The organism is Amycolatopsis sp. NPDC102389 (assembly GCF_044765885.1).
Lineage (GTDB): Bacteria > Actinomycetota > Actinomycetes > Mycobacteriales > Pseudonocardiaceae > Amycolatopsis.
The window spans coordinates 35,635-57,583 of sequence record NZ_JBIWKX010000050.1; the positions used below are offsets into that span (position 1 = coordinate 35,635).

Annotated in this window: 25 protein-coding genes; 11 read left to right on the plus strand and 14 right to left on the minus strand. The window is 70.2% G+C overall.

Features of this window, described 5'->3' with window-relative positions; all coding sequences use genetic code 11:
- The first annotated feature begins 83 nt into the window (after positions 1 to 83).
- Positions 84 to 1,049: a tryptophan--tRNA ligase gene (gene trpS / locus ACIRGA_RS31650; protein WP_400947891.1), complete on the plus strand. Its 966-nt coding sequence runs from the start codon at positions 84 to 86 to the stop codon at positions 1,047 to 1,049.
- 49 nt (positions 1,050 to 1,098) lie between these two features.
- On the opposite strand, the gene ACIRGA_RS31655 is transcribed toward trpS, so the two are convergent.
- The 3 genes from ACIRGA_RS31655 to ACIRGA_RS31665 form a co-directional block, all read right to left on the minus strand.
- The gene (locus tag ACIRGA_RS31655) at positions 1,099 to 1,488 is read right to left on the minus strand and encodes a (deoxy)nucleoside triphosphate pyrophosphohydrolase (protein WP_400947894.1); all 390 of its coding nucleotides are present in this window, start codon (positions 1,486 to 1,488) and stop codon (positions 1,099 to 1,101) included.
- Between the two features lie 128 nt (positions 1,489 to 1,616).
- Entirely contained in the window at positions 1,617 to 2,948 is a 1,332-nt protein-coding gene (locus tag ACIRGA_RS31660) for an ATP-binding protein (RefSeq protein ID WP_400947896.1), read from the minus strand.
- Positions 2,945 to 3,673, minus strand: a complete 729-nt coding sequence (locus tag ACIRGA_RS31665; RefSeq protein ID WP_400947898.1) for a response regulator transcription factor — start codon at positions 3,671 to 3,673, stop codon at positions 2,945 to 2,947. The genes ACIRGA_RS31660 and ACIRGA_RS31665 overlap by 4 nt, the downstream gene beginning before the upstream one ends.
- A gap of 144 nt (positions 3,674 to 3,817) precedes the next feature.
- Between ACIRGA_RS31665 and ACIRGA_RS31670 the strand changes: the two genes are divergently transcribed.
- The 3 genes from ACIRGA_RS31670 to ACIRGA_RS31680 are packed head-to-tail and all read left to right on the plus strand — an operon-like array spanning position 3,818 to position 6,767.
- Complete coding sequence (locus ACIRGA_RS31670) at positions 3,818 to 4,909, plus strand: outer membrane lipoprotein carrier protein LolA (protein WP_400947900.1); 1,092 nt, start codon at positions 3,818 to 3,820, stop codon at positions 4,907 to 4,909.
- Positions 4,906 to 5,901: an ABC transporter ATP-binding protein gene (locus ACIRGA_RS31675; RefSeq protein WP_400947902.1), complete on the plus strand. Its 996-nt coding sequence runs from the start codon at positions 4,906 to 4,908 to the stop codon at positions 5,899 to 5,901. The genes ACIRGA_RS31670 and ACIRGA_RS31675 overlap by 4 nt, the downstream gene beginning before the upstream one ends.
- Complete coding sequence (locus ACIRGA_RS31680) at positions 5,898 to 6,767, plus strand: ABC transporter permease (RefSeq protein WP_400947905.1); 870 nt, start codon at positions 5,898 to 5,900, stop codon at positions 6,765 to 6,767. Before ACIRGA_RS31675 ends, ACIRGA_RS31680 begins: the two co-directional genes overlap by 4 nt.
- Before the next feature lie 50 nt (positions 6,768 to 6,817).
- Here ACIRGA_RS31680 and ACIRGA_RS31685 read toward each other — a convergent pair whose 3' ends face one another.
- From ACIRGA_RS31685 to ACIRGA_RS31695, 3 genes are read right to left on the minus strand one after another with little or no spacing between them, the layout of a single operon-like run.
- Positions 6,818 to 7,852: an ABC transporter ATP-binding protein gene (locus tag ACIRGA_RS31685; protein WP_400947907.1), complete on the minus strand. Its 1,035-nt coding sequence runs from the start codon at positions 7,850 to 7,852 to the stop codon at positions 6,818 to 6,820.
- Entirely contained in the window at positions 7,852 to 9,429 is a 1,578-nt protein-coding gene (locus tag ACIRGA_RS31690) for an ABC transporter permease (protein WP_400947959.1), read from the minus strand. The genes ACIRGA_RS31685 and ACIRGA_RS31690 overlap by 1 nt, the downstream gene beginning before the upstream one ends.
- A gap of 47 nt (positions 9,430 to 9,476) precedes the next feature.
- Positions 9,477 to 10,529 carry a thiamine ABC transporter substrate binding subunit gene (locus ACIRGA_RS31695; RefSeq protein ID WP_400947909.1) on the minus strand — a complete coding sequence of 351 codons (1,053 nt, stop codon included), beginning with the start codon at positions 10,527 to 10,529 and terminating at the stop codon, positions 9,477 to 9,479.
- Between the two features lie 75 nt (positions 10,530 to 10,604).
- Here ACIRGA_RS31695 and ACIRGA_RS31700 point away from each other — a divergent pair, with 75 nt between their 5' ends.
- Positions 10,605 to 10,895 (plus strand): 4a-hydroxytetrahydrobiopterin dehydratase, encoded by a 291-nt coding sequence (locus ACIRGA_RS31700; protein ID WP_400947911.1) that lies wholly within the window; start codon positions 10,605 to 10,607, stop codon positions 10,893 to 10,895.
- A 377-nt stretch (positions 10,896 to 11,272) separates the two neighbouring features.
- On the opposite strand, the gene ACIRGA_RS31705 is transcribed toward ACIRGA_RS31700, so the two are convergent.
- Positions 11,273 to 11,611: a winged helix-turn-helix transcriptional regulator gene (locus ACIRGA_RS31705; RefSeq protein WP_400947962.1), complete on the minus strand. Its 339-nt coding sequence runs from the start codon at positions 11,609 to 11,611 to the stop codon at positions 11,273 to 11,275.
- Between the two features lie 140 nt (positions 11,612 to 11,751).
- On the opposite strand from ACIRGA_RS31705, the gene ACIRGA_RS31710 reads away from it, so the two are divergent.
- Entirely contained in the window at positions 11,752 to 12,126 is a 375-nt protein-coding gene (locus tag ACIRGA_RS31710) for a hypothetical protein (protein WP_400947914.1), read from the plus strand.
- A gap of 91 nt (positions 12,127 to 12,217) precedes the next feature.
- The gene (locus tag ACIRGA_RS31715) at positions 12,218 to 13,579 is read left to right on the plus strand and encodes a M20/M25/M40 family metallo-hydrolase (RefSeq protein ID WP_400947916.1); all 1,362 of its coding nucleotides are present in this window, start codon (positions 12,218 to 12,220) and stop codon (positions 13,577 to 13,579) included.
- 47 nt (positions 13,580 to 13,626) lie between these two features.
- Here the strand turns inward: ACIRGA_RS31715 and ACIRGA_RS31720 are convergent, their stop codons facing one another.
- The 4 genes from ACIRGA_RS31720 to ACIRGA_RS31735 all read right to left on the minus strand — a co-directional run bounded on the left by ACIRGA_RS31720 (position 13,627) and on the right by ACIRGA_RS31735 (position 17,000).
- Entirely contained in the window at positions 13,627 to 14,688 is a 1,062-nt protein-coding gene (locus ACIRGA_RS31720; protein ID WP_400947919.1) for an ankyrin repeat domain-containing protein, read from the minus strand.
- A gap of 121 nt (positions 14,689 to 14,809) precedes the next feature.
- The gene (locus ACIRGA_RS31725; RefSeq protein ID WP_400947921.1) at positions 14,810 to 15,331 is read right to left on the minus strand and encodes a hypothetical protein; all 522 of its coding nucleotides are present in this window, start codon (positions 15,329 to 15,331) and stop codon (positions 14,810 to 14,812) included.
- Positions 15,328 to 16,197 carry a hypothetical protein gene (locus ACIRGA_RS31730; protein WP_400947923.1) on the minus strand — a complete coding sequence of 290 codons (870 nt, stop codon included), beginning with the start codon at positions 16,195 to 16,197 and terminating at the stop codon, positions 15,328 to 15,330. The genes ACIRGA_RS31725 and ACIRGA_RS31730 overlap by 4 nt, the downstream gene beginning before the upstream one ends.
- A gap of 2 nt (positions 16,198 to 16,199) precedes the next feature.
- Positions 16,200 to 17,000, minus strand: coding sequence for a DUF6357 family protein (locus ACIRGA_RS31735; protein WP_400947926.1), 801 nt, complete (start codon positions 16,998 to 17,000; stop codon positions 16,200 to 16,202).
- Positions 17,001 to 17,110: 110 nt separating this feature from the next.
- Here ACIRGA_RS31735 and ACIRGA_RS31740 point away from each other — a divergent pair, with 110 nt between their 5' ends.
- Positions 17,111 to 17,479 (plus strand): hypothetical protein, encoded by a 369-nt coding sequence (locus ACIRGA_RS31740; RefSeq protein WP_400947929.1) that lies wholly within the window; start codon positions 17,111 to 17,113, stop codon positions 17,477 to 17,479.
- Here ACIRGA_RS31740 and ACIRGA_RS31745 read toward each other — a convergent pair whose 3' ends face one another.
- The gene (locus ACIRGA_RS31745) at positions 17,480 to 17,860 is read right to left on the minus strand and encodes a type II toxin-antitoxin system death-on-curing family toxin (RefSeq protein ID WP_400947932.1); all 381 of its coding nucleotides are present in this window, start codon (positions 17,858 to 17,860) and stop codon (positions 17,480 to 17,482) included.
- Positions 17,857 to 18,060 (minus strand): CopG family transcriptional regulator, encoded by a 204-nt coding sequence (locus tag ACIRGA_RS31750; RefSeq protein WP_125674014.1) that lies wholly within the window; start codon positions 18,058 to 18,060, stop codon positions 17,857 to 17,859. Before ACIRGA_RS31750 ends, ACIRGA_RS31745 begins: the two co-directional genes overlap by 4 nt.
- An 86-nt stretch (positions 18,061 to 18,146) precedes the next feature.
- Here ACIRGA_RS31750 and ACIRGA_RS31755 point away from each other — a divergent pair, with 86 nt between their 5' ends.
- On the plus strand, positions 18,147 to 18,665 hold the full coding sequence (locus ACIRGA_RS31755) for a DUF4303 domain-containing protein (RefSeq protein ID WP_400947935.1): 519 nt from the start codon (positions 18,147 to 18,149) through the stop codon (positions 18,663 to 18,665).
- Here ACIRGA_RS31755 and ychF read toward each other — a convergent pair.
- A complete protein-coding gene (ychF, locus tag ACIRGA_RS31760; RefSeq protein ID WP_400947938.1) occupies positions 18,655 to 19,737 on the minus strand; it encodes a redox-regulated ATPase YchF in 1,083 nt (360 codons plus the stop codon). The two genes, ACIRGA_RS31755 and ychF, sit on opposite strands and share 11 nt — an antisense overlap.
- A 105-nt stretch (positions 19,738 to 19,842) precedes the next feature.
- On the opposite strand from ychF, the gene ACIRGA_RS31765 reads away from it, so the two are divergent.
- Together ACIRGA_RS31765 and ACIRGA_RS31770 are read left to right on the plus strand one after the other, a co-directional pair.
- The gene (locus tag ACIRGA_RS31765; protein ID WP_400947940.1) at positions 19,843 to 21,288 is read left to right on the plus strand and encodes a DNA-3-methyladenine glycosylase 2 family protein; all 1,446 of its coding nucleotides are present in this window, start codon (positions 19,843 to 19,845) and stop codon (positions 21,286 to 21,288) included.
- Positions 21,289 to 21,299: 11 nt separating this feature from the next.
- Positions 21,300 to 21,800 (plus strand): methylated-DNA--[protein]-cysteine S-methyltransferase, encoded by a 501-nt coding sequence (locus ACIRGA_RS31770; protein WP_400947943.1) that lies wholly within the window; start codon positions 21,300 to 21,302, stop codon positions 21,798 to 21,800.
- Positions 21,801 to 21,949 lie beyond the last annotated feature (149 nt).

Consider the following 21,949-nt stretch of genomic DNA (forward strand, 5'->3'; position numbering starts at 1 on the left):
AGCGCACCACCAGGCCGCCCCACCGGGCGGCCTTTTTCGTGCCCGGACCCTGGGGCGGCCCGAATCCGGAAGGAAGAAGGCAGATGATCAGGTTGTCCGGGATCACCCCGTCCGGCCACGTCCACGTCGGGAACCACCTGGGGGCCATTCGGCGCTGGGCGGACGAGGGCGGGCCGGACGACCTGTACTTCGTCTCCGACCTGCACGCCATGACGAACGCGCACAATCCGGCGAAACTGCGCTCGATGGCGTCGGAGCAGCTGGCCGTGCTGATCGCGGCCGGGATCGAGCCGGACCGCGTGTTCGTGCAATCCGACATAGCCCGCGAGCTGGGCGCCCTCAACTGGGTCCTCGAATGCACCTGCAACTACGGCGAGGCCGCCAGGATGATCCAGTTCAAGGAGAAGTCGAAGGGGCGCGCCGGTGTCCGGCTGTCCCTGCTGACCTATCCGGTGCTGATGGCGGCCGACATCCTCCTGCAGGGCGCGGACGAGGTCCCGGTCGGCGAGGACCAGCGGCAGCACGTCGAGCTGGCGCGAACGCTGGCGAAGCGGTTCAACACCACCTACGGCGACGTGTTCACCATGCCGAAGGCGGTGCTGCCGCCCGCCGGGGCGCGGGTCATGGACCTCGCCGAGCCGACGCGGAAGATGTCGAAGTCGACGAAGGAAGAGGCCGGGGTGATCTTCGTCCTCGACGAACCCGACCAGGTCCGGCGGAAGGTCAAACGCGCGAAGACCGACGGCGGGTCGAAGCCGGCCTACGCGCCGGAGGCCCGGCCGGGCATGGCGAACCTGCTGGACATCCTCGCGGCCTGCGTCAAGGACAAGCCCGAAGTCCTCGCCGACCGGTTCGACTCCTACGGCCAGGTGAAGGAGACCGTCGCCGACGCGCTCATCGAGGAGCTGCGGCCGGTCCGGGAGCGCGCGCTGGCCCTGCTGGCCGACCCCGGTGAACTGGAGCGGGTTCGCAAGGCGGGTGCCGTCCGGGCGGCGGAACGGGGCGAGCACCGGTTGCAGTCGGCGCTGCGGCTCATCGGCGCCGGCTGAAGGTCCGTGAAGGCCTCCTTCCCTACTTTCAGGGTAGGGAAGGAGGCCTTCACGGACTTGAGAGCAGGGTGCGCAGGGCGGGCAGGAGGATCCGGTCGGCGGGCAGCCAGTCGAGGTCGTCGAGTTCGCGCGCGGAGACCCACCGGACGTCCTTGTGCTCCACCGCCCGCGGCTCGTCCCCCGCGCTGGCCAGGGAAGCGGCGTAGATCCGCAGCACCTTCCCCTTCGGCAGCGGCACGTCGTCGCCGACGCGGCCCGCGACCGTCACCGCGACGTCCAGTTCCTCCAGGCATTCCCGCGCCAAGGCGGCCTCGTCGCTTTCGCCGTCCTCGACCCGCCCGCCCGGCAGTTCCCATTGCCCGGCGTGGTCGGCGGGCCAAGCCCGCTGCTGCGCCAGCACCTGTCCGTTCCGCACGATGGCGGCGCCCACGATCACCACGCGCTCACCCTACGACCGCGCGTGCCCGAACCCGGATCACGCGTGTCTGAACCCGTAACTCGCGTGTTTAACGCCGGATCACGGTGTTACGCCTCCAAACACGCGAGTTACGCCTCCAAGCACGCGAGTCACGCGCCGGGCCGCGCCGCCTGCCAGACGATCTGGAACCGCGCCCCGCCATCGGGTGATTCGCCGACGCGCACCCGCCCCCCTCGGCGCCGGACGGCTTCCGCGACCATCGCCAGGCCCAGCCCGGTGCCACCGGAAGACCGCGCCCGCGAATCCGACACGCGGTAGAAGCGGTCGAAGACCCGTTCCCGATGCTCCGGCGCGATGCCCGGCCCGTCGTCGTCGACGACCACCCGCACGGTGGACCGCGCCGCCAGCACCGACACCACGATCTCGCTCCGCGCGTACCGGCAGGCGTTGCGCAGCAGGTTGCTCAGCACCAGTTCGACCTCGGAGTGCGTGGCCAGCGCCCACGCCGTCCCGACCGTGCCGCTGACCCGGATCTCGGGCGCGCCGGCGGGCATCCGCGCGACCGCGTCCCGCACCTCGCTCACCAGCTCGACCGGTTCGGCGGGCGGGACCTCCCCCGCGTCCGACCTCGCCAGCGCGAGCAGCCCGTCGAGCAGCGCGGACAGCCGCTCCGACTCCTCCAGGATGTCGGAAAGCGTCTCCTGCGAGAGGTCGGGATCGGGATTGGCGACGGCGACCTCGGCCTGCACGCGGATCGACGCGACCGGTGACCGGAGCTCGTGCGCGGCGTCCCCGGTGAACCGCCGGAGCCGATCGGAGCCCTCCTCCTGCCGCGCCAGCAGCGCGTTGAACTCCTCCGCCAGCGCGCGGAGTTCGTCGTGTGAATCCGGGAGCGGCAGCCGCGCGCCCGGCGGGAGCGCGCGCACCGATCCGCGCATCCGCGCCACCGGCCGCAGAGCGAACCGCACCAGCAGCCACGTCGCGATCCCCGCCCCCACCGCGCCGACCGACGCGACCACGAACAGCCACAACCCACCGGAGTGCACGGCCGTCGCGAAGCCGACCAAGCCCGCGCCCGCGACGACGAGCCGTTGCTGTCCATCGGGTGCGGTGACGACGGTGCCCGCCCAGCGCCAGCTGTGCTCGCCCCCGGTCGTGATCGATTCGCCCGCCTTCAGCGCGCGGATGTCCGTGGGGCCCAGGTTCGCCGGTGGCAGGCCGTCGACCGGGCCGCCCGCGGTGTCGAGGACGCGGACGGTGACCGCCGACCCCGAGGGTGTCCGCCCGGCCGAGACGTCGGCCTTCGCGGAGTCCAGCTGGGCACTCAGCTCGTCGTCGACCGAACCGATGAGCAGCGGCTGCAGGTTGTCCCCGGCGACCGCCGCCAGCCCGAGCAGGAAGCCGAGCGTGACCGTGGCCGCGAGCAGGGTGATCCGGACCCCCAGCGATCGGCGGCGCCACCAAGACGGCGAGCCGATCACCCCTGTCCCGCCGGGGCGATCACTTCGTCGAGCTGCGGATCCGAGGCCAGGTAGCCGTGCCCGCGCACGGTCCGGACCAGTGCGCCCGCGCCGACCGCGTCGAGTTTGCGGCGCACGTAGCCGACGTAGACCTCGACGACGTTGCGGGTCGCGGCCTGCTCGTCGCCCCAGACGGCGCGCAGCAGTTCGTCCTTGGTGACCACCGTTCCGGCCCGGCCGGCCAGCACCTCCAGCAACGCGAACTCGCGAGGGCTGAACGCCACGTCGATGCCGTCGTAGCGGACCTGCCGCAGGCTTCGATCGACCTCGAGCGCGCCGATGCGCAGCGGCCCGCGGGTGCCGTCCGGCGAAGCCCGCCGCAGCACCGCGCGTACCTGCGCGACCAGGACGACGAACGAGAACGGCTTCACGAGGTAGCCGTCGGCGCCGAGGTCGAGACCGTCGGCCTGGTCGACCTCGCCGTCCTTCGCCGAGATCATCAGCACCGGCGTGGTGACGCCGAGCGCGCGCAGCCGTTCGAGCACGCGGTAGCCGGAAAGCCCCGGAAGCATGATGTCGAGCAGGACGACGTCGAAGGAGCCCGTCTGCGCGAGCCGCAGGCCGCTGGGCCCGTCGGCCGCCGTGACCACGTCCATGTCTTCGGCGCGCAGCCCCCGCTGCAACGCCTTGCGCACGCCGGGCTCGTCGTCGACCACCAGTACTCGAGGTTTCACGTCACTCATCATTCACGCTTTCACCAGCTCACGCGCGACCTCTCAGTGCCATCTCAGCTCCGGGAGCGGAGTCTGAGTGGTATCTCAGCGTTTCCGGGGAAGCGTTGTCGCCAAGACCCGAGCACACTGGGGTTCGGGGAAACAGGGAGAGACAGCATGGATCCGAAGAGGAAGGCCATCACCGCGGCGGTGGTGGGGACGGCGCTCGGCGTCGGCGGGCTCGCCGTCGTCGCGATGCCGGCCACCGCGGGCGACGCGCCCGTCTTGCCGCAGATCAGCGCCGAAGAGCTGGTGCAGTCGACGCTCAACGCGAAGCCGTCGGCGTTCGACGGGAAGGTCAAGGTCAGCAACGACCTCGGCCTGCCGCAGGTCGGCAGCACCCTGCCCGGTGTCTCGGCGCTGGACGTCGACTCGGCGCAGATTTCGACCGACGGTGCCGGCAAGAGCAAGGTTTCGCTCACCGAGGGCTCCAGCCAGCAGACCATCGTCCAGAACGGCCAGACCGTCTGGGAGTACAGCTCCAAGGACAACTCGGCCACGAAGGTGACCATCCCGGACGGGCTGGCCAAGGAGCACCAGGACAAGGCCAAGGGCCAGGCGGTCGATCCGGCCACGGTGGCGTCGGAACTGCTCGGCAAGGTGCGCGAGAGCAGCACGATCGCCGTCAGCGGGACGGCCTCGGTGGCGAACCGGTCCGCCTACGAACTGGTGCTGACCCCGAAGCCGACCGAACGGACGCTCCTGCGCGAGATCCGCGTCGCGATCGACGACCAGACCCGGCTGCCGCTGCGGGTCACGGTGCTGGCCAACGGCACCTCGTCCCCGGCGCTGGAGGTCTCGTTCAGCGAGATCAACTTCGCGCCGCAGCCGGCGTCGAACTTCGAGTTCACCCCGCCGAAGGGCGCGAAGGTGACCGAGAAGGCCGCCGAGGTCGACCCGAAGAACCGTGAGCTGGCCGAGCAGGCGAAGTCCGACATGAAGGTCGTCGGCGACGGCTGGGACACCGCGATCACCGGCAAGATCCCGGGCGACGCGCTGGCGAAGGCGGGCCAGGCCAAGGACGAGGAAGGCCGCCAGGTCGACCCGAAGGCGCTGCTTTCGCGGTTCGCCAAGCCGGTCAGCGGTGCCTGGGGCAGCGGCTGGCTGGTGACCACCAAGGTCGGCACCGGCGTGCTGACCGACGACGGCCGCTACGCCGTCGGCGCGGTGCCGGAGCAGGTCCTCTTCGAGGCTTTGGCCGCGAAGTGACCACCACGTTCGAAGCCGGGACGGACGCCTCTACGGAGGCGTCCGCTCCGGCGGTACCCATGGCGGCCCGCACCAGGGGCCTGCGCAAGGTCTACGGCCGCACGGTGGCCGTGGACCACGTCGATCTCGACGTTCCCGAAGGCGCCGTGCTGGGGATGCTCGGCCCCAACGGTTCGGGCAAGACGACGACCATCCGGATGCTGCTCGGTCTCGTGCGGCCCACGGAGGGCGAGGTCGAACTCTTCGGCAAGAAGATGCCCGACGAGGCGGCGCACGCGCTGCCCGACGTCGGCGCGCTCGTCGAAGGACCGGGTTTCCACCCTTTCCTCTCCGGGCGGGAGAACCTGCTGCGCGTGGCCGCGGCCGAGCCGAGGCTGGCCACGGCCGGGATCCCCGGAGCGGTCGACGCGGCGCTTGAGCGCGTCGGCCTGACCGACGCCGCCACCCGGCGCTACAAGGGGTATTCGCTGGGGATGAAGCAGCGGATGGGGCTGGCGAGCGCGCTGCTCGTGCCGCGGCGGATGGTCGTGCTCGACGAGCCGACCAACGGCCTCGACCCGGCGGGGACCAGGGAGATCCGCCGGATCATCGCCGAACTGCACGCCGACGGCGTCACCGTGCTGGTGTCGTCGCATCTGCTGGCCGAGGTCGAGGCGACCTGCACGCACGTCGCGGTGCTCCAGTCCGGGAACGTGATCGCCCAGGGCGAGCTCTCGGAACTGCTGGAGTCGGGGAACGCGGCGCTGCTGGTGCGGACGCCGGACGCCGAACTCGCGGTGGAAACGTTGCGAGAGAACAGAATCGGCAGCAGGCTCACGCCGGACGGCGTCCGCGTCGACCTCACCGCCGCCGAGGCTCCCGAAGTGCTGCGCCAGCTGGTGACGGCCGGAGTGGCCGTGCACGAGGCGGCGCGGGCGCGGACCGGCCTGGAGGACCTGTTCGCCCGGCTGACCCAGCCGGAGTCCACTGTAGACGGTGAGGGGGAGTCGTGACCCACGCTCTGGCCGCGGCACCCGCGGCGAGGACCGGCCGGGACAGCGTCGGCCTGCTCCGGTTGTATCGCGCCGAACTGCGCTGGATCTTCCGGCGGCCCCGCACGCTGGCCGTGCTGGGCCTGCTCGCGTTGATCCCGGTGGTCATCGGAACCGCGCTGACGTTCGTCGACTCTTCGGAAACGAGCGGCGGCCGGGACGGCGCGCTGCTGGCCTCCGCGGTCAACAACGGGTTCATCCTGCCGGTCGCGGCGCTGACCATGACGTTGGCGCTGCTCTTGCCGCTCGCTTCGGCGATGGCCGGGGCGGACGCGATCGCCGGCGAGACGGCCCACGGGACACTGCGGGGCTGGCTGATCGCCCCGGTCGGCCGGGGCAGGCTGCTCGCGATCAAGGCGTTCGGCGTCGCGACGGTGTCGGTGGTCGCGGTGCTGGCGATGACGTTCACCGGTTTCGTGACCGGGCTGATCATCAGCGGCGCCGACTCGATGTTCACCCTCACCGGTTCGACGCTGAGCGTGTGGGACGCGCTGGGCAGGCTACTGGTCGTGGCACTGTGGATCACCCTGCAGCTGTGGGCGGTCGGCGCGGTCGCGCTCGCGATCTCGTCGTTCACCGAGCATCCGATGCTGGTGGTCGCCTCGGTGCTGGCCGGGACGATCGTGTTCACCATCCTCGGCTTCCTGGACGCGGTCTCGTGGCTGCATCCGTTCCTGCTCAACAAGGATTGGGCGCAGGCTCCGGCCGCGGTCCTGATGGATCCGCTGGACACGGCGATGCTCGGCGAAGGCGCGCTGCGGGCCGCCTGCTACATCGTCATCGGGCTCTCGATCGCCTACGCACGCCTGACCACCCGGGACGGCTGACCCCGCGTTCAGTCCTCTGAATGCGCTACTTGCACACGCAACGACCGCATTCAGAGGACGAAATGCGGGAGTTGAGCGACGCCGTCCGGGTCCAGAGCGAGCCGCACGGCGTCGCCGGGGCGTAGATCGGCGGTCACCGGCGCGACGGCGTCCACAGTGGACACGGTGGACAGATCACCACCGGGTGCGACCACGAGCCGGACGTGCTCCCGCCGGTGCACCACGGCGACGACCTCGCCCTCGACGCCGTCCGGAGACACCCGGAGGCCGTGCGGCCGCAGCCCCAGCCGCACCGCGCCGTCCTCGACGTCGGGCAGCTCGACGTCGCCGAGCACGGTCCGCACCGTCCCGCCCGACGCCTCGCCGTCGACGAACGTGGTCACGCCGAGGAACCGCGCCACGTCCTCGTCCACCGGTTGCCGCCAGACGCGGCGCACCGCGCCCTCCTGCCGGATCTCGCCGTCGTCGAGCACGGCGACGCGGTCGGCGAGCGTGAACGCCTCCTCCTGATCGTGCGTGACCAGGAGCGCGGTGATCTTGCTGCGCCGCAGCAGGGCCGCGAGGTCGATCGCCAGCTGTTCCCGCAGCCCGGCGTCCAAACCGGACAGTGGTTCGTCCAGCAGCAGCAACCGCGGCTCCGGTGCCAGCGCGCGGGCCAGCGCCACCCGCTGCGCCTGGCCGCCGGACAGCTCGGTCACCCTCCGCCGCTCGTAGCCGACGAGCCCGACCAGCTCCAGCAGCGCGCGGACGCGGTCCGCGTGCTCGGCGCGCGGGACGTCGTGCATCCGCAGGCCGAACGCGATGTTGGCGGCGACGTCCTTGTGCGGGAACAGCTGCCCGTCCTGGAACACCAGCCCGAACCCCCGCCGGTGCACCGGGACATCGGCGAGATCCTCGCCGTCCCACCGCACGGTGCCCGCCGTCTGCGGTTCCAGGCCGGTGATCGCCCGCAGCAGCGTCGACTTCCCCGAACCGGACGGTCCGAGCAGGGCCAGCACCTCACCGTCGGCGATGTCCAGCCGGGCGTCCTTCACCGCCGCGAAGGATCCATAGTGGACGGTCAGGTCCCGTACCGACAGCGACACTAGAACTCCCCTACCGAATTCTGCCCGCGGACCGCGCCGAACCGGTCGATCAGCACCACCGCCACCACGGTCACGATCATGAGCAGCGCGCAGGCCGCGTAGGCCATCTGATTGTTCAGCTCCCCCGGGCGCGAGATCAGCGTCGCGACGGCGACCGGCAACGTCGGCGCGTCCGGCCTGGCCAGGAAGCTCGTCGCGCCGAACTCGCCGAGCGCGACCACGTAACCGAAACCGGCCGCCGCGACCAGTGAACGCGCCGTCAGCGGAAGATCGATCTCCCGCCACACCCGGCCGGGGCTCGCGCCCAGCGTCGACGCGGCTTGCCGCAGCCGGACGTCGACCGACCGCAGCACCGGCAGCACCATCCGCACGATCAGCGGGATGATCACCAGCGCCTGCGCGAGCGGCACCAGCAGCGGTGACGTCCGCAGGTCGCCGGGCAACGCGTCGAGCGTGACCAGGTAACCGAAACCGACGGTCACCGCGGAGACACCCAGCGGCAGCATCAGCGCGGCGTCCATCGTCTCGCCCATGCCACGGGCCAGCCTGCCCGGCGTGCGACGCAACGCCACCAGCACGACCGAGGCCAGCACTCCGACGATCATCGCGAGCAACGTCGCGTCGAACGCCGTCCGCAGCGACATCGACGCCGCGCCCCAGCCCGAAATCTGAAGCGCGCCTCGGGATCCGTGTCCGGCGAGGGCTTCGTAGCCGGCGAAACTCCAACCGTCCGAAGTGGACACTGATTCGACGAGCAGCGCCACGATCGGCGTCATCAGGAGCGCGATCACCGCGAGACCGGCGGCCGCGGCCCACCATTCGCCGCCCCTGGGCCGCCGCGCGGTCTCGCTCCGCGAACGCAGCCGCACCGCGTTCTCCCGGCGCCGCCGCGCGAGCGCGCCCACGACGAGCGCGGCGACGACGGCGGCGAACTGCACCAGCGACAACGCGGCCGCGCCGGAGAGGTCGAGCAGTTCGACCGTGCGCAGGTAGATCTCGGTCTCCAGCGTGCGGTACTTCGCCCCGCCGAGAATGAGCACGACCCCGAAACTGGTGGCACAGAACAGGAACACCACCGCGGCCGAGGACGCGATGGCCGGTGCGAGCGCGGGCAGCGTCACCGAGCGGAAGGCGCGCCACGGCGACGCGCCGAGGGCCCGCGCCGCGTCCACGGTGCGCGGGTCGAGATGGCTCCACAGCCCGGAAACCGTCCGTGCGACGACGGCGACGTTGAAGAAGGCGTTGGCCAGCACCAGCGGCAGCAGCCCGCCGTCGGGCCAGAGCGCGCGGAACGCCAGGCCGACCACCACGGTCGGCAGCACGAACGGCACCAGCACGAGCGTCCGGACCAGCGAGACCCCCGGCAGCCGCACCCGCGCGAGCAGGAACGCGACCGGCAGGCCCGCCAGCACCGCGACGATCGTCGAAACCCCGGCGCTGGCGACGGTGAACCACGCGAGTTCCCAGGTCAGCGGGTCGCCGATGGCCGTGCCGACCCCGCCGGAGCCGAAGCCCCGGCCGATGATCGCCGCGACCGGCCAGGCGAAGAACACCACGAGGAAACCGAGCGGCAGCACGGCGAGTGCGGCCAGCCCGGCTCCTCGGAACGTCGGCTTGGGCGCGCTCAGCCTTCGAGAATCGTGCGCCACTGGGCGATCCACTGCTCGCGCCCGGCCTGGATCTTGGCCGGTTCGAGCGTCTTCGGCTGCTGCGGCAGCGGCGCGGCCTGCGCCCAGCCCTGCGGGAGCTCGACGCCCTGACGGGCCGGGTACACGTACATGTTGCTCGCCACCGTCACCTGGAACTGCTGGGACAGCAGGAAGTCCACGACCTTGCGGGCCTTCTCGACCTGTTTGCCGCCCGCCAGCACGCCCGCGTACTCGACCTGGCGATAGCAGGTGTCCAGCAGAGCCTTCGTGCGCGGCTTGCCGTCGTCGCCGATCTCGGCGGCGGGCGAGGAGGCGTAGGAGACGACGATCGGACGCGGCCCCTTGCCCGAGGAGCCGGAGAACTCCTTGCTGTAGGCCTCTTCCCAGCCGCTGACCGTCTTGAGCCCGTTGGCCTTCAGCTGCGTCCAGTACCCCTGCCAGCCCTGCTCGCCGAACTGGGCGACGGTGCCGAGCAGGAACGCCAGCCCGGGCGACGAGGTCGCGGGGCTCTCGGCGACCATCAGGTCCTTGTATTTGGCGTCGGTCAGATCCGCGAACGACTTCGGCTCCGGGATCCCCTTGTCCACGAAGTACCGGGAGTCGATGTTGACGCAGACGTCGCCGAGGTCGACCGCGGAGAGCCGGTGCTCGGGGTCGACGGAGTAGCGCTGCGGGCCGCGATCGGCCTCCGGGCTGGTGTACTGCTCGAAAACGCCCTCGGTGAGCGCGCGCGAGGCGAACGTCGAGTCGATGCCGTACGCGACGTCACCGATCGGATTCGCCTTGGTGAGCACCAGTTTGTTGGTCAGCGCGCCGGCGTCCCCCTGCTTGAGCACGGAGATCTTGATCCCGGACTGCCGCTCGAACGCGTCGAGGACGTCCTGGGGCGCGAGCCACGAATCGTGGGTCACGAGCGTGACCGTCGCCGGCGCCTGCGGGTCGTTCCCCGTGGTCCCGGAGAGCGAGCAGCCCGCGACGAGGGCGGCCACCGTGCCAGCCGCAACGACCGTGCGGAGGGCGCGTTTCATCTAGCCTCCTGCGTTCTTCAAGGGGGGACCCGTGGCAAACGTGCAGCGTAGCCGACGGCGTACCACCATGGAGGCATGGCGGAAATCTTGAACGACCAGCAGGCCGACGAAGCCGTGACCAAGCTCTCCGGCTGGACCCGTGACGGCGTGACGATCGAGCGGACGGCGAAGTTGCCGAGCTTCCCCGAAGCCATCGAAGCGGTGGACAAGGTGGCCGAACTGGCGGAAGCGGCCGGCCACCATCCCGACATCGACATCCGCTGGCGGACGGTGACGTTCCGGCTCAGCACGCACTCCGCCGGAGGGCTGACGGAGAAGGACTTCTCGCTCGCGTCGCAGATCGACGGGGTACTCGCCGGCATGTGACGTCCGCAACGACGGCGCCACAACTCCGCTTCTCGGACGTCACCCCGACAGGGACACAACGAGAAAGGACGAGTGATGACGCAAGCGATCGTGGTGGGGTTCTCGGCATTCGGCGCGATGGTGGCGGCCGCCGCCGGAGTGCTCTGGTACACGGCGCGCGAACGGCATCACCAGCACGACCAGTGATCTTGATCACACCGACCTTCCAGCGGTAACGCGCGGCCTGATCAACGCGCTGTTCCGGGCGGACCTGTCGCTTCTCTCCCCCGGGGAACCGCCGTGAACAACGCCTCCATCACCGCCGCCCAGCGCGCCTGGGTGACCACCTTCGCCGCCGCCATCACGCTGCTGACGATCGTCGTGCTCGGCCTTCTCGGCTAGCCCGAATAGGCCTCGCGGGCGGCGACAAGCTCCGGAAGGTGCTTCGCCGCCCATTCACGGCATGCCTCCATCGGCTCGAACAACGTCCGGCCGAGCGGGGTGAGCTCGTACTCCACCCGCGGCGGCGTCTCGTCGTACGCCGTGCGCGTGATCATGCCGTCGCGCTCCAGAGCCCTGAGGGTCTCCGTGAGGACCTTCGGCGTGACTCCCCTCAAGGGCACCTTCAGTTCGGAGAACCGGCGCGGCCCTTCTTCCAGGCACTGCACGACGAGGCCCGCCCACTTGTCGCCGATCCGGAACGGGGTCAGGTTCGACGGGCAGCCTGGCGCGAACATGTCGGGACTCAACGGCTTCACCCGTCCGAAGTTACCGCTACGCAGGCCTGCGTAGGCGCGATTGCCGCTTCCGGGCCGACGCCCCGCGCGGCCGTGAGCGGGACTCTTCAGTGGTCGAAAAACCAGTGAGGAGTTCCGCCATGAACCGTTCCACCGCCGCCGTCGCCAACGCCTTCTTCCTCTTCGCCGGTGTCGCCGGCCTGATCATCCAGATCGTCTCGGGCGTCCCCGGTTTCCCGGACATCCCGCCCGGCCCCTTCATCCTCGGCGTGACCGGGATCCTCGTGCTCACGCTGGCCGCGAAGTACCGGTGGATCCTCTTCCTCGGCGTCGCCGCGCCGACGTTCATCCTCGTCGGAGCGCTGCTCGAAGGCTCGTTCTGGGGACGGCTCGCCGACGTCGGCGACTTCGGGCCGTTCGCCGGGACAGTGCTGCTGATCGGCGGGGTGATCGGCGCGGCGGTCTCCGGTGTCGTCGCCGTCTCGCGTGCCTACCGCCGGGTGTCTGTGCGCTGAACCGGAAAAAGGGGACGATCGGAGGTTGCCCCGACAGCCTCGCGACTCTTAGCTACTCGAACGAGTTTCTTCGAGAAGTGAGGGGTGTTCCATGGCAGGTCTGCGCAGACGTGAGGTGCTCGCGGGCGCGGTGGCACTGGCGGGCGCGGCGACGATCGGGCTGAACCCCGGCACCGCCGCCGCGGCCACGCGGCAACGTCCGGGCGCGCAGTTCCCGCCGTCGCTGGAGTTCGGCGACTACCCGGTGATCGCGCGGGTGCGGTCGCGGCGGGCGCTGGAGCACCTGCGGGTGCTCAGCGACAAGATCGGCCCCCGGATCGCCGGCACCGAAGGCGAACTGCGAGCCAGGGACTACATCGCGAAGGTGCTGCGCGATCTGCGCTACCAGGTCACCCTGCAGCCGTTCCCGATCGCCGACAAGTTCCTGGGCGCCCTGTCGATCGGACGCGACAGCTGGCAGACCGGCTCGTCGCCGCAGGGCGCGCAGGACGTCACCCGCGAGGCCGTCGTCGTCGACGCCGGTGACGGCAGTGCCCTGCCGGACGACCTGACCGGCAAGATCGTGCTGATCGCCGCCGTGACGAACAAGGCCGACGCGTACCTGACGGCCGCGCAGCGCGGAGCGGACGCCGTGCTGCTCGGCCGGATCGGCGCCGACCCGGCCCGCAAGCTGTCCGCCTTCTCCCCGACGCTCGCCACCCCGGTCACCATCCCGGTGCTCGGCCTGGCCCAGGTGCAGGTGGAGCGCCTGCGCGAACGGCTCGCCAAAGGTTCGGTCACGGTGAAGGCGACGGCCACCCACCACAAGAACCTGACGTCGTACAACGTCATCGCCGAGCGGCCCGCCACGTTCCCCGGCAAAGACGACGGTGTCGTCATGGTGACCGCGCACTACGACAGCGTCCCCGGCTCCCCCGGCGCCAACGACGACGGCAGCGGCACCGTGCTGTGCCTGGAGCTGGCGCGCGTCCTGCGGCACCTCCCGACGAACAAGACACTGCGGTTCGCGCTGTGGGGTTCGGAGGAGTACGGGCTGATCGGCTCGCGGCATTACGTCAAGAACCTGTCCGACCCGGAGGCGAAGCGGATCGCGGGCTGCTTCCAGAACGACATGGTCGCTACCAGCTGGGACCCGGCGATCACCTACTGGCTGCTTTCGGTCGACGGCGCCGACAACGCCACGACCGCGGCCGTCAACGCCGCCGCCAAGCGGCTCGGCTACGACCCGCGGGTCAAGGGGCCGGTCGCGCGCGGTTCGAGCGACCACGTGCCGTTCTTCGAACGCGGGATCGCTTCGGGCAACTTCAGCTGGCGTGGCGAAACCGGCCCGGCACTGCTGGAGCCGACCTATCACACCCCGGAAGACACCATCCAGGACAACGTTTCCCTTGAGCGGCTTCAGGTTTCGCTGGAGCTGATCGGTTCCGCGGCGTACAGCCTGCTGCGGAAGTGACCCGCGCCGGGCGTCCCCGATACTCGTCGGGGACGCCCGGCCGGTCCTCAGCGTGTGTAGTCCACCGGCCCCAAGGCGATCGGGTCCGGATTCTTCGCGACCCAGACGACGGCGAGCTCCCTCAAGCGATCGAGGTGGCCGTCCGCGCCGCGGCCCGACCGGACCTGCTTCGCGATCTCCTTGGCTTCTTGGAGTTCTGCTTCGCCGAGAGGCTCGCCCTGCGCCAGGAAACCCGGGAACGCGTCGGCCATCGCACGGTAGCTACGGTCCCAGTTCGCCCCTCCGTTCCGGAACATCTCGTCGGAGATCCGGCCGGTGACGCGGATGGCCTCGCACTGCACTGTCGCGCCCGCACCGCTCGACGGTACGAGGAGTTCCCAAAGCGCGTTGTGCCGCTCCCGCCAGGATCCGTCGGGCACGACGATCGGCGACACCCCGTCGTGCACCGTCCGCCGGGCGACCGGCTCCACCCCGAAGATCCGGTACAGCTCACTGAGCGCGGCGTCGGTCTCCCGGAAGAGGTCGGAGTTGAAGTTCCCGCGGTGGAACTCGAAATCACGACCGATCCGCTCGACCTCACGGCGCATCTCGGCCGTGATGCTCGCTCCGCGTTCGAGCAGCAGCTTCGAGATCTCGGCACATTCGGGGAGGTCGATGTTCTGGGTACTGATCAGGGCGCACATCAGCAACGAGTTGCCGCGCCGGTCGAGAACCTCGGTGGAAGCCCCATGCTCGACCAGGACTCGCGCCGACTCGGCCCTCAGCCTGCTCACCGCCGCGTGAAGCGGCGTCATCCCGGAGGTGTCGGCCGCCTCGATGTCCGCGCCGAGTGAGAGAAGCAAAGGAATCTGCTTCGGAACCCCGCGGGAAGCCCGCGTATGAAGCGGTGTCCTGCCGTAGCTGTCCGGAGTGTCGACGGCGAGCCCCTGCTCGCTCAGCCACACGATGAGCTCGTCCGGGCATTCCGGGAAGCCGATGGCGGTCCCTTTGGCATAGCCGCCCCGCGCGTCGATCTCGCATTTGCCGAAGACGGCTTTCAGCTCCTCCAGCGGAGCCGAGGTCAAGATCTCCTGGAAGTCCTTGGGAAGGGTCTTTCTCTTTCGTGCCATCGTCTTCGTCCTTCAGAACGTCGGGCGCGGCTGTTCGCGCGACCGCGGAGATCCTACGACCCCGGCCATGAACGGCGTGCTGACCAGTGTGGTCGCGATCTCCAGGAAACCCTGTCGGTGTTCATTCGAACCGCCGGGCGGCAAGTCCGGGGTCGAGGAACTTCCGCATGACCTCGGAGACCTCCGGTTCCTCGTCCGCCGGCGAGATGTCGGCTTCGTCGATGCTGAACCGCCGCAACAGTTCGAGGGCGGCGTCGCTGACGAGGAGGTCGACGACGGTTTCGAGCACGAAGTCCTCGCCGCCCTCCTCCGTGCCGGTGGGGATGAGCCGCTCCCAGTCACGGGGAAGGCCGAGGTGGCTGTAGAACATGTCGAACTGTTCTTCGGTGGTCACCACCACCTCGCCGAGCTCGTAGCCGGTGAGCGGCGATTCCCTGAGCGCGTCGGCGAGTCTGCCGGTGACGATCCAGTACCCGCTCGTCGTGACGATGTCGTCGCCGAGCCAGCCGGCGAACTCGTAGTGCAGCGGGCCGACGAGTGGTTCGGCCCCGCGCCGCGGGTCGTAGTCGATACCGGGACCGAGGCCTCCGGCGACCTCGGGTTCGAAACGGTGGTACACGGAACGGCCTCCCGGAGTGCTCATGCCCAGTTTCCGAGTTCGGCGTCGATACGCGGATCCGTGCGGACCCACACCTCACCGTCGGCGGCTCCCGGCGGAGCGTCCACGCGTTCGAGGCCGAGCGTCCGGACCAACCCCAGGAGCTCGTCCCGATCCTCGCCCGCGTCCTCGATGGAGTAGCTGTCGAACAGGACGTAGTGCACGTCCCAGCGATCGTTGTATCCGGAGCCGGCCCAGATCTCGCAGAAGCGGTCCACCGTCTCCCGGTCGAACGGCACGACCCGCTCCGGCTCGCCCGCCGCGCTGAAACCTTTCGCGATGTCCTCGGCACCCCACCACGCCACGGCTTCGGCGACCGCGGCCGGAGTGAAGTCCTCCAGCGCGAGAAAACCCTCCAGAAGCCAGCCGACCCCGGTTTCCTCGATACCCAGCTCTTTCTCCTGCAAGTGGGACACCAGCCCGTCCGCCATGGCGCAGGGACCGGAGAAGGTGAAGACGCCGGAGGCGACCACGAGGGTGCCGCCGTCGGGATGCGAGGCATTGAGCGTCGTATCCGCTTCGGGCACGTTCCTCACCAGAGCGAGCAGGTCAGCCGGTACGCCGTCGTAGAGCGCCGCCTGCGCCTGCGGGTCTTCGTAGAAGTTGAGTTCGCCGATGTGGTCGAACGTCACCACGAGACCGCGGCCCTCGGCGGTGAACCAGGCGTTGACGGTGTCGCCGCCGCCGTTGCCGAAGCCGAAGTGCGTGACCCCGTCGACCGTCACCGGCTCGTGCCCGTCGATGCGGGTCAGGATCTCCAGCCGGCGGCGCAGCTCGCGGGGGTGGGTCCGCCGGAGCATCGACTCGTCGAACTCGTTGCCCTTGGCGTCGCTGAAGGTCAGTGGTCTCATCGTCATCCTTGCTTTCTGGCCTTGTCGGCGGCTTCCGAGCACATCAGGAAGCTCACCGCGCGCACCGCGTCGCCGGCGAGAACCGGGAAGGCGCGGCGAACCTCGCGCTGGACCTTCTCCTCGATTCGCCGCCAGTCACGCTGCTTCACGGCGTGCTCGCCTCTTCGCCGGTCGCGGGAGATCCGCATCCCGGCGCACGCCTGCTCCGCGGTGGCGATCACCCGCGTGACCTCGGGAAGCAGGCCGGGATCGACGGCGCCCGGATCCCGGGCCGGTCCCTTCTCGCCGCGCGGATAGCGGCCCGTGTACTTGAGCAGCGCCTTGTCGAGCGGGGCAAGCCCGGCGCGCTGACGGTTCGCGTCGTACTCGCGGACGAGCGACCAATCGGACCACGCGCTCGCGGAGCGCAACGCCACGAAGAGCTGCCCGCGTTCGAGCAACTCGACGTCCGCGCCCTGAGCGACGAGCCGGCGTATGTCCCGGCGAATGTCCCGGAACAACGACTCGACGTCGGACGGCGTACCGAAGAGGATCGGGTCCAGCAACGCGACCGCCGCCGGTTCGTCGAGAGGCCCCCAGGTCCCGGCCGCCTCGCACAGCGGCAGGATCGCGCTCCACAGCAGCAGGTGCCGGGTCAGGTCGTCCCGGAGCACCTCGAGATGGGCCTCCGAGACCGGGAAGGCGAACCTACGAGGGTCGTGGTTGGCGTTGGCCCCGGCATCGAGTTCGAGCCTGAGCTCGCCGTCCGCGCGGATCACTCGCGGCATCCAGGGGTTCTCGCGGATGAAGAGGACCTCGCTCATGACGCCCACGTGGACTCGTTCGCGCGCGCCAGTACATGGGCGCGCGGTGAAAGGGCGGGGCTCGTCATGCGGTTCATCCTCGGTCCGTGGCGGCGTGCTCGAATGGCCGCATGAAGAAGACGAAACGCCGGCCTCTGCGGTTCCTCGTGATCGCGCGCACGGCACCCGGCCGCCACCCGCACCCCATGGAGGTGGCTCTGCACCCGGCCGGCGCCGCTTCCCGCGTTTCGATCTCGGTGGGCCCGCATCCCGTGAACGCGGGTGGACAGGTCGCCCTCTCCCAGGTGCTCGACGAGTCCCGGACCGGGCTCAGCCCGTCCTGGGCGGAGGAGTTCGACGAGGCGGACCTGCACTGGGTGGTGCCGTACCTGGTCCGCCTCCAGGCCGGGGAGGACACGACGGACGAGATCGTGGCGGCTTACACGGCGCGGCACGGCAAGCCGCCCGCGACGATGTCCCAGGACCGCTACGGCGTCTGATCAGACGACTTCGGGGCGTGCCCACTCCGCAAGGCGCTGGGCCGCTTCCTCGTAGGCGACGGCCCCGGTCGCCGCCGCGATCACCAGCTCGTACGCGTCGTCCTCCGGCGCTTCCAGGTCGACACCGTTGAGGCCGTAGAAAACGAAGACCGCCATCCAGCCCAGCCGCTTGTTGCCGTCGATGAGCGGGTGGTTACGGACGATCGACTCCAGCAGAACCGCCGCTTTCTCATGCGGACCCGGGTAAGCGTCCTGCCCCATCAGCGACGACCGTGGCCGATGCGCCGCCGCGTCGAGCAAGCCCAGATCCCGAACCCGGGAAACACCCAGGTCGGTCGCGAGCGTGAGCAGGTCGTCCAGGGTCAGGTACTCGATCTTCACTGCGCCAGGCGATCGAGCAACGACGCGTAACGCGCCCGCCCGTCACGCGACAGGGCGCGCACTCGATCGTCACGGACGGATCGGGCAGCGGCGTCGGTGATCGCCCGCACGATCGCTTCGTGCTTGCTCACCCCGTTGGCCTCGGCGAGCAAGGCCAACGCGCGCTCCTGCTCATCGTTCAGCCTCAACGTCATCGCCATGGGTCCATGATACCACTTCGGTATCATGATCAAGTCGGGCGTCACGCTTCCAGGAACGTGCGCGAAGAGCCTCGAAGTCGCCGTCGATGAACTCCCTGGCGATCGCGAGCGCCTCGTCGCGGTCGGCATCCATGCTTCCGTCGGACGGCGTGGCCGGCGTCGGTATCGCGACCGACGCCGACGCCACGTCGATCGTCGCCTTCGCGCATTCGCGGCGACATCTCGACGAGATGATCGCCGAGGATCCGGAGTTCGCCATCGACGCGAAATGGCACCTCGGCGAGTGGGACCTGGACATCCGCGGGGCCGAGGGGATCGACGACCCGCTGGAGCCGATCCGCGCCGAGGCGGAACGGGCGATGCGACGCTGCACCGATTCGGACCTTCGCGAGTTCCGGAGGACGGTGTGGGACTCGATCGCACAGGCGTTGACGGCCTCGGCCGCCGCCGGGTTCTTCGAGCGGTGGCCGAACGCGGTGCGAGTCTTCCTGCCGCTCGACGCCGACGTCCCGGAAGTGGACATCGCGCGGTGGAACGCCGCGTTGAACGATCAGGCAGGCACCGCGGAGTTCCGGGAGTTCCTGCAGGTCGACATCAGACGTTGAAGCGGAACTCCACCACGTCGCCGTCGGCCATGACGTAGTCCTTGCCCTCCATGCGCACCTTGCCCGCGGACCGGGCGGCGGCCATGGAGCCGTTCTCGATCAGGTCGGCGAAGGACACGACCTCGGCCTTGATGAAGCCGCGCTCGAAGTCGGTGTGGATGACGCCCGCGGCCTGCGGGGCGGTCGCGCCCTGCGGGATCGTCCAGGCGCGCGACTCCTTGGGGCCGGCGGTCAGGTACGTCTGCAGGCCGAGGGTGTGGAAGCCGGCGCGCGCGAGCGAGTAGAGGCCCGGCTCGTGCTGGCCGACGGACTCCAGCAGTTCGCGCACGGACTCTTCGTCGTCCAGTTCGAGCAGTTCCGCTTCGACCTTGGCGTCGAGGAACACCGCGTCCGCGGGGGCGACCATCTTGGCCAGCTCCTCGCGGCGGGAGTCGTCGGTGAGGATGCCTTCGTCGGCGTTGAAGACGTAGAGGAACGGCTTCGTGGTGAGCAGGCTCAGCTCGCGCAGCGCCTCGAAGTCGACCTCCTTCTGCGCCTGGAACAGGGTGCGCCCGGCGTCGAGGATCTCCTTGGCCTTGATCGCGTTGTCGAGGGCGGGCTTGGCTTCCTTCTTGGTCCGCGCCTCCTTCTCGAGCCGGTGCAGCGCCTTCTCCAGGGTCTGCAGGTCGGCGAGGATCAGCTCGGTGTTGATCGTCTCGATGTCACTGGCCGGGTCGACCCGGTCGTCGACGTGGATCACGTCCGGGTCGTCGAAGACCCGGACGACCTGGCAGATCGCGTTGGCCTCGCGGATGTTCGCGAGGAACTTGTTGCCGAGCCCCGCACCCTCGGAGGCGCCCTTCACGATGCCCGCGATGTCCACAAAGGACACGACGGCGGGCACGGTCCGCTCGGACCCGAAGACCTCGGCGAGCTGGTCCAGCCGCGGATCCGGCAGCGGGACGACACCGACGTTGGGCTCGATCGTCGCGAACGGGTAGTTCGCCGCGAGCACGTCGTTGCGGGTCAGCGCGTTGAACAGGGTGGACTTGCCGACGTTGGGCAGGCCGACGATGCCGAGGGTGAGACTCACGGGCCAGAAGTCTACGTGCCGCCCGCCGCCCCATCCGCCGAGGCCTTGATCGCCGTGTCGGATTTCCGCCAGCCGAGCCCCCTGCCTGGTGGCACGATCGATGTCATGACCGAGCAGACCCTGGCCGAACGGGCCGTCTGGCGCGACACCGAACGGTGTTACCGCGCCGTCGCCGCCCGTGATTCCCGGTTCGACGGCCAGTTCATCATGGCCGTCGCCACCACCGGGATCTATTGCCGCCCGTCCTGCCCCGCGTCGACGCCGAAACAGCAGAACGTCCGCTTCTACCCGACGTCGGCGGCCGCCCAGTCCAACGGCTTCCGCGCCTGCCGCCGCTGCCTGCCCGACGCGGTCCCCGGCTCGCCCGACTGGGACATCCGGGCCGACCTCGCCGCACGGGCGATGCGGCTCATCTCGGACGGCACCGTCGAACGCGACGGCGTCCCGGGGCTCGCGCGGCGGCTCGGCTATTCCGAACGGCAGCTCGGCCGCGTCCTCACCGCGGAACTCGGCGCCGGTCCGCTGGCGCTGGCGAGGGCGCACCGTGCGCACTCGGCGCGGCTGCTGATCGAGATGTCCGGGCTCCCGCTGACCGACGTCGCGTTCGCGGCGGGTTTCTCCAGCGTCCGCCAGTTCAACGAGACGATCCGGGAGGTCTTCGCGACGACGCCTTCACAGCTTCGTGCCGCGAGTCTGCGACGTCGTAAGGCCGAAGAGTTGCCGACCGGGACCCGCCTGAGCCTGCGGCTGCCGTTCCGCAAGCCGTTCGACGCCGACGGGGTGCTGAACTTCCTGGCCGACCGGGCCGTCCCCGGTGTCGAGCACGTGACGGGCGACGAATCCGGAGTGACCGGCTACGGGCGCACGCTGCGGCTCGCGCACGGCCCCGGCGTGGTGTGGCTGACGCCGAAGGACGACCACGTCCGCTGCGACCTGCGGCTCACCGACCTGCGCGACCTGAGCAGCACGGTGGCCAGGGTGCGACGGCTGCTCGACCTCGACGCCGATCCCGAGGCGGTCGCGCGGGTCCTCGGGGCCGATCCCGCCCTCGCGCCGCTGGTCGAGGCGATCCCCGGTATCCGGGTGCCCGGCGCTGTCGACGGCGACGAGCTCGTGCTGCGCGCGCTCTTGTCCCCCGCCGAGACGGCCGCGATCGCCGGCGAACTCGGTGAACGCCTGCCCAGCTGCGACGAGTCACTGGAAGGGCTGACAACGCTGTTCCCGACGGCGGCCCAGGTCGCCGAACACGGCCCGGAACGAGTGACCGCGGTGGCCCGCGCGCTGGCGGACGGGGTGTCGGTGCACGTCGGCCGTGACCCGATGGAGTTGCGGGCGGAGCTGTTGGAGCTGCCGGACATCGGGCCGAGCACCGCGGACTACGTCCTGATGCGTGTCCTGGGCGCTCCGGACGTCCTGCTGACCGGTGATCCGGCGCTGCGCCGGGGAGCGGCGGCGCTGGGCATCGCCGACGACGAGAAGACGCTGGCCGAACGCGGACGGGCCTGGCAGCCCTGGTCCTCGTACGCCGGCATGTACCTGCTTCGCGCTTGAAAGGGAAGAACATGAGCATCGCGTATTGGTCCACAATGGACACGAAGATCGGCCCGTTCACCGCCGTGGTGGCGGGCGACGGGGCCGTGCTCGCTTCGGGCTGGACCGGCGACGTCGCCGAACTGACGCCGCTGATCTCGCCGTCGCTCGCACCCGGCGAAGTGAAGCAGCGACGGGACTTGGGCCCGGTGAGCACCGCGATCCGCCGCTACCACGATGGCGAACTGGACGCGGTCGCCGATATCGAGGTGCGGCAGCGGTCCGGCGCTTTCCGGGAGCACGCTTGGGAAATCCTGCGGAAGGTGCCCGCGGGCGAGCCGGTCAGCTACGCGGAATACGCGACGCTGGCGGGGAATCCGGCGGCGGTGCGGGCGGCCGCGTCGGCGTGCGCGAAGAACGCGGCGGCGTTGTTCGTGCCGTGCCACCGGGTGGTGCGGACCGGTGGCGGCGTGGGGAACTTCCGGTGGGGTGTCCCGGCGAAGCAGTGGCTGCTGACCCACGAAGCCGCCTGATCCGCCTCGTGAGTGGTAAGGACGGTTATTTGAGGGGTAAGGCAAACGTGGCATGGTCGGCGCGGGTGAGTCGTGGGGGGGGGGGGGGGGGGGGGGGGGGGGGGGGGCGCACCCCCCCCCCCCCCCCCCCAGCCGGCCCGCGGGGGTTG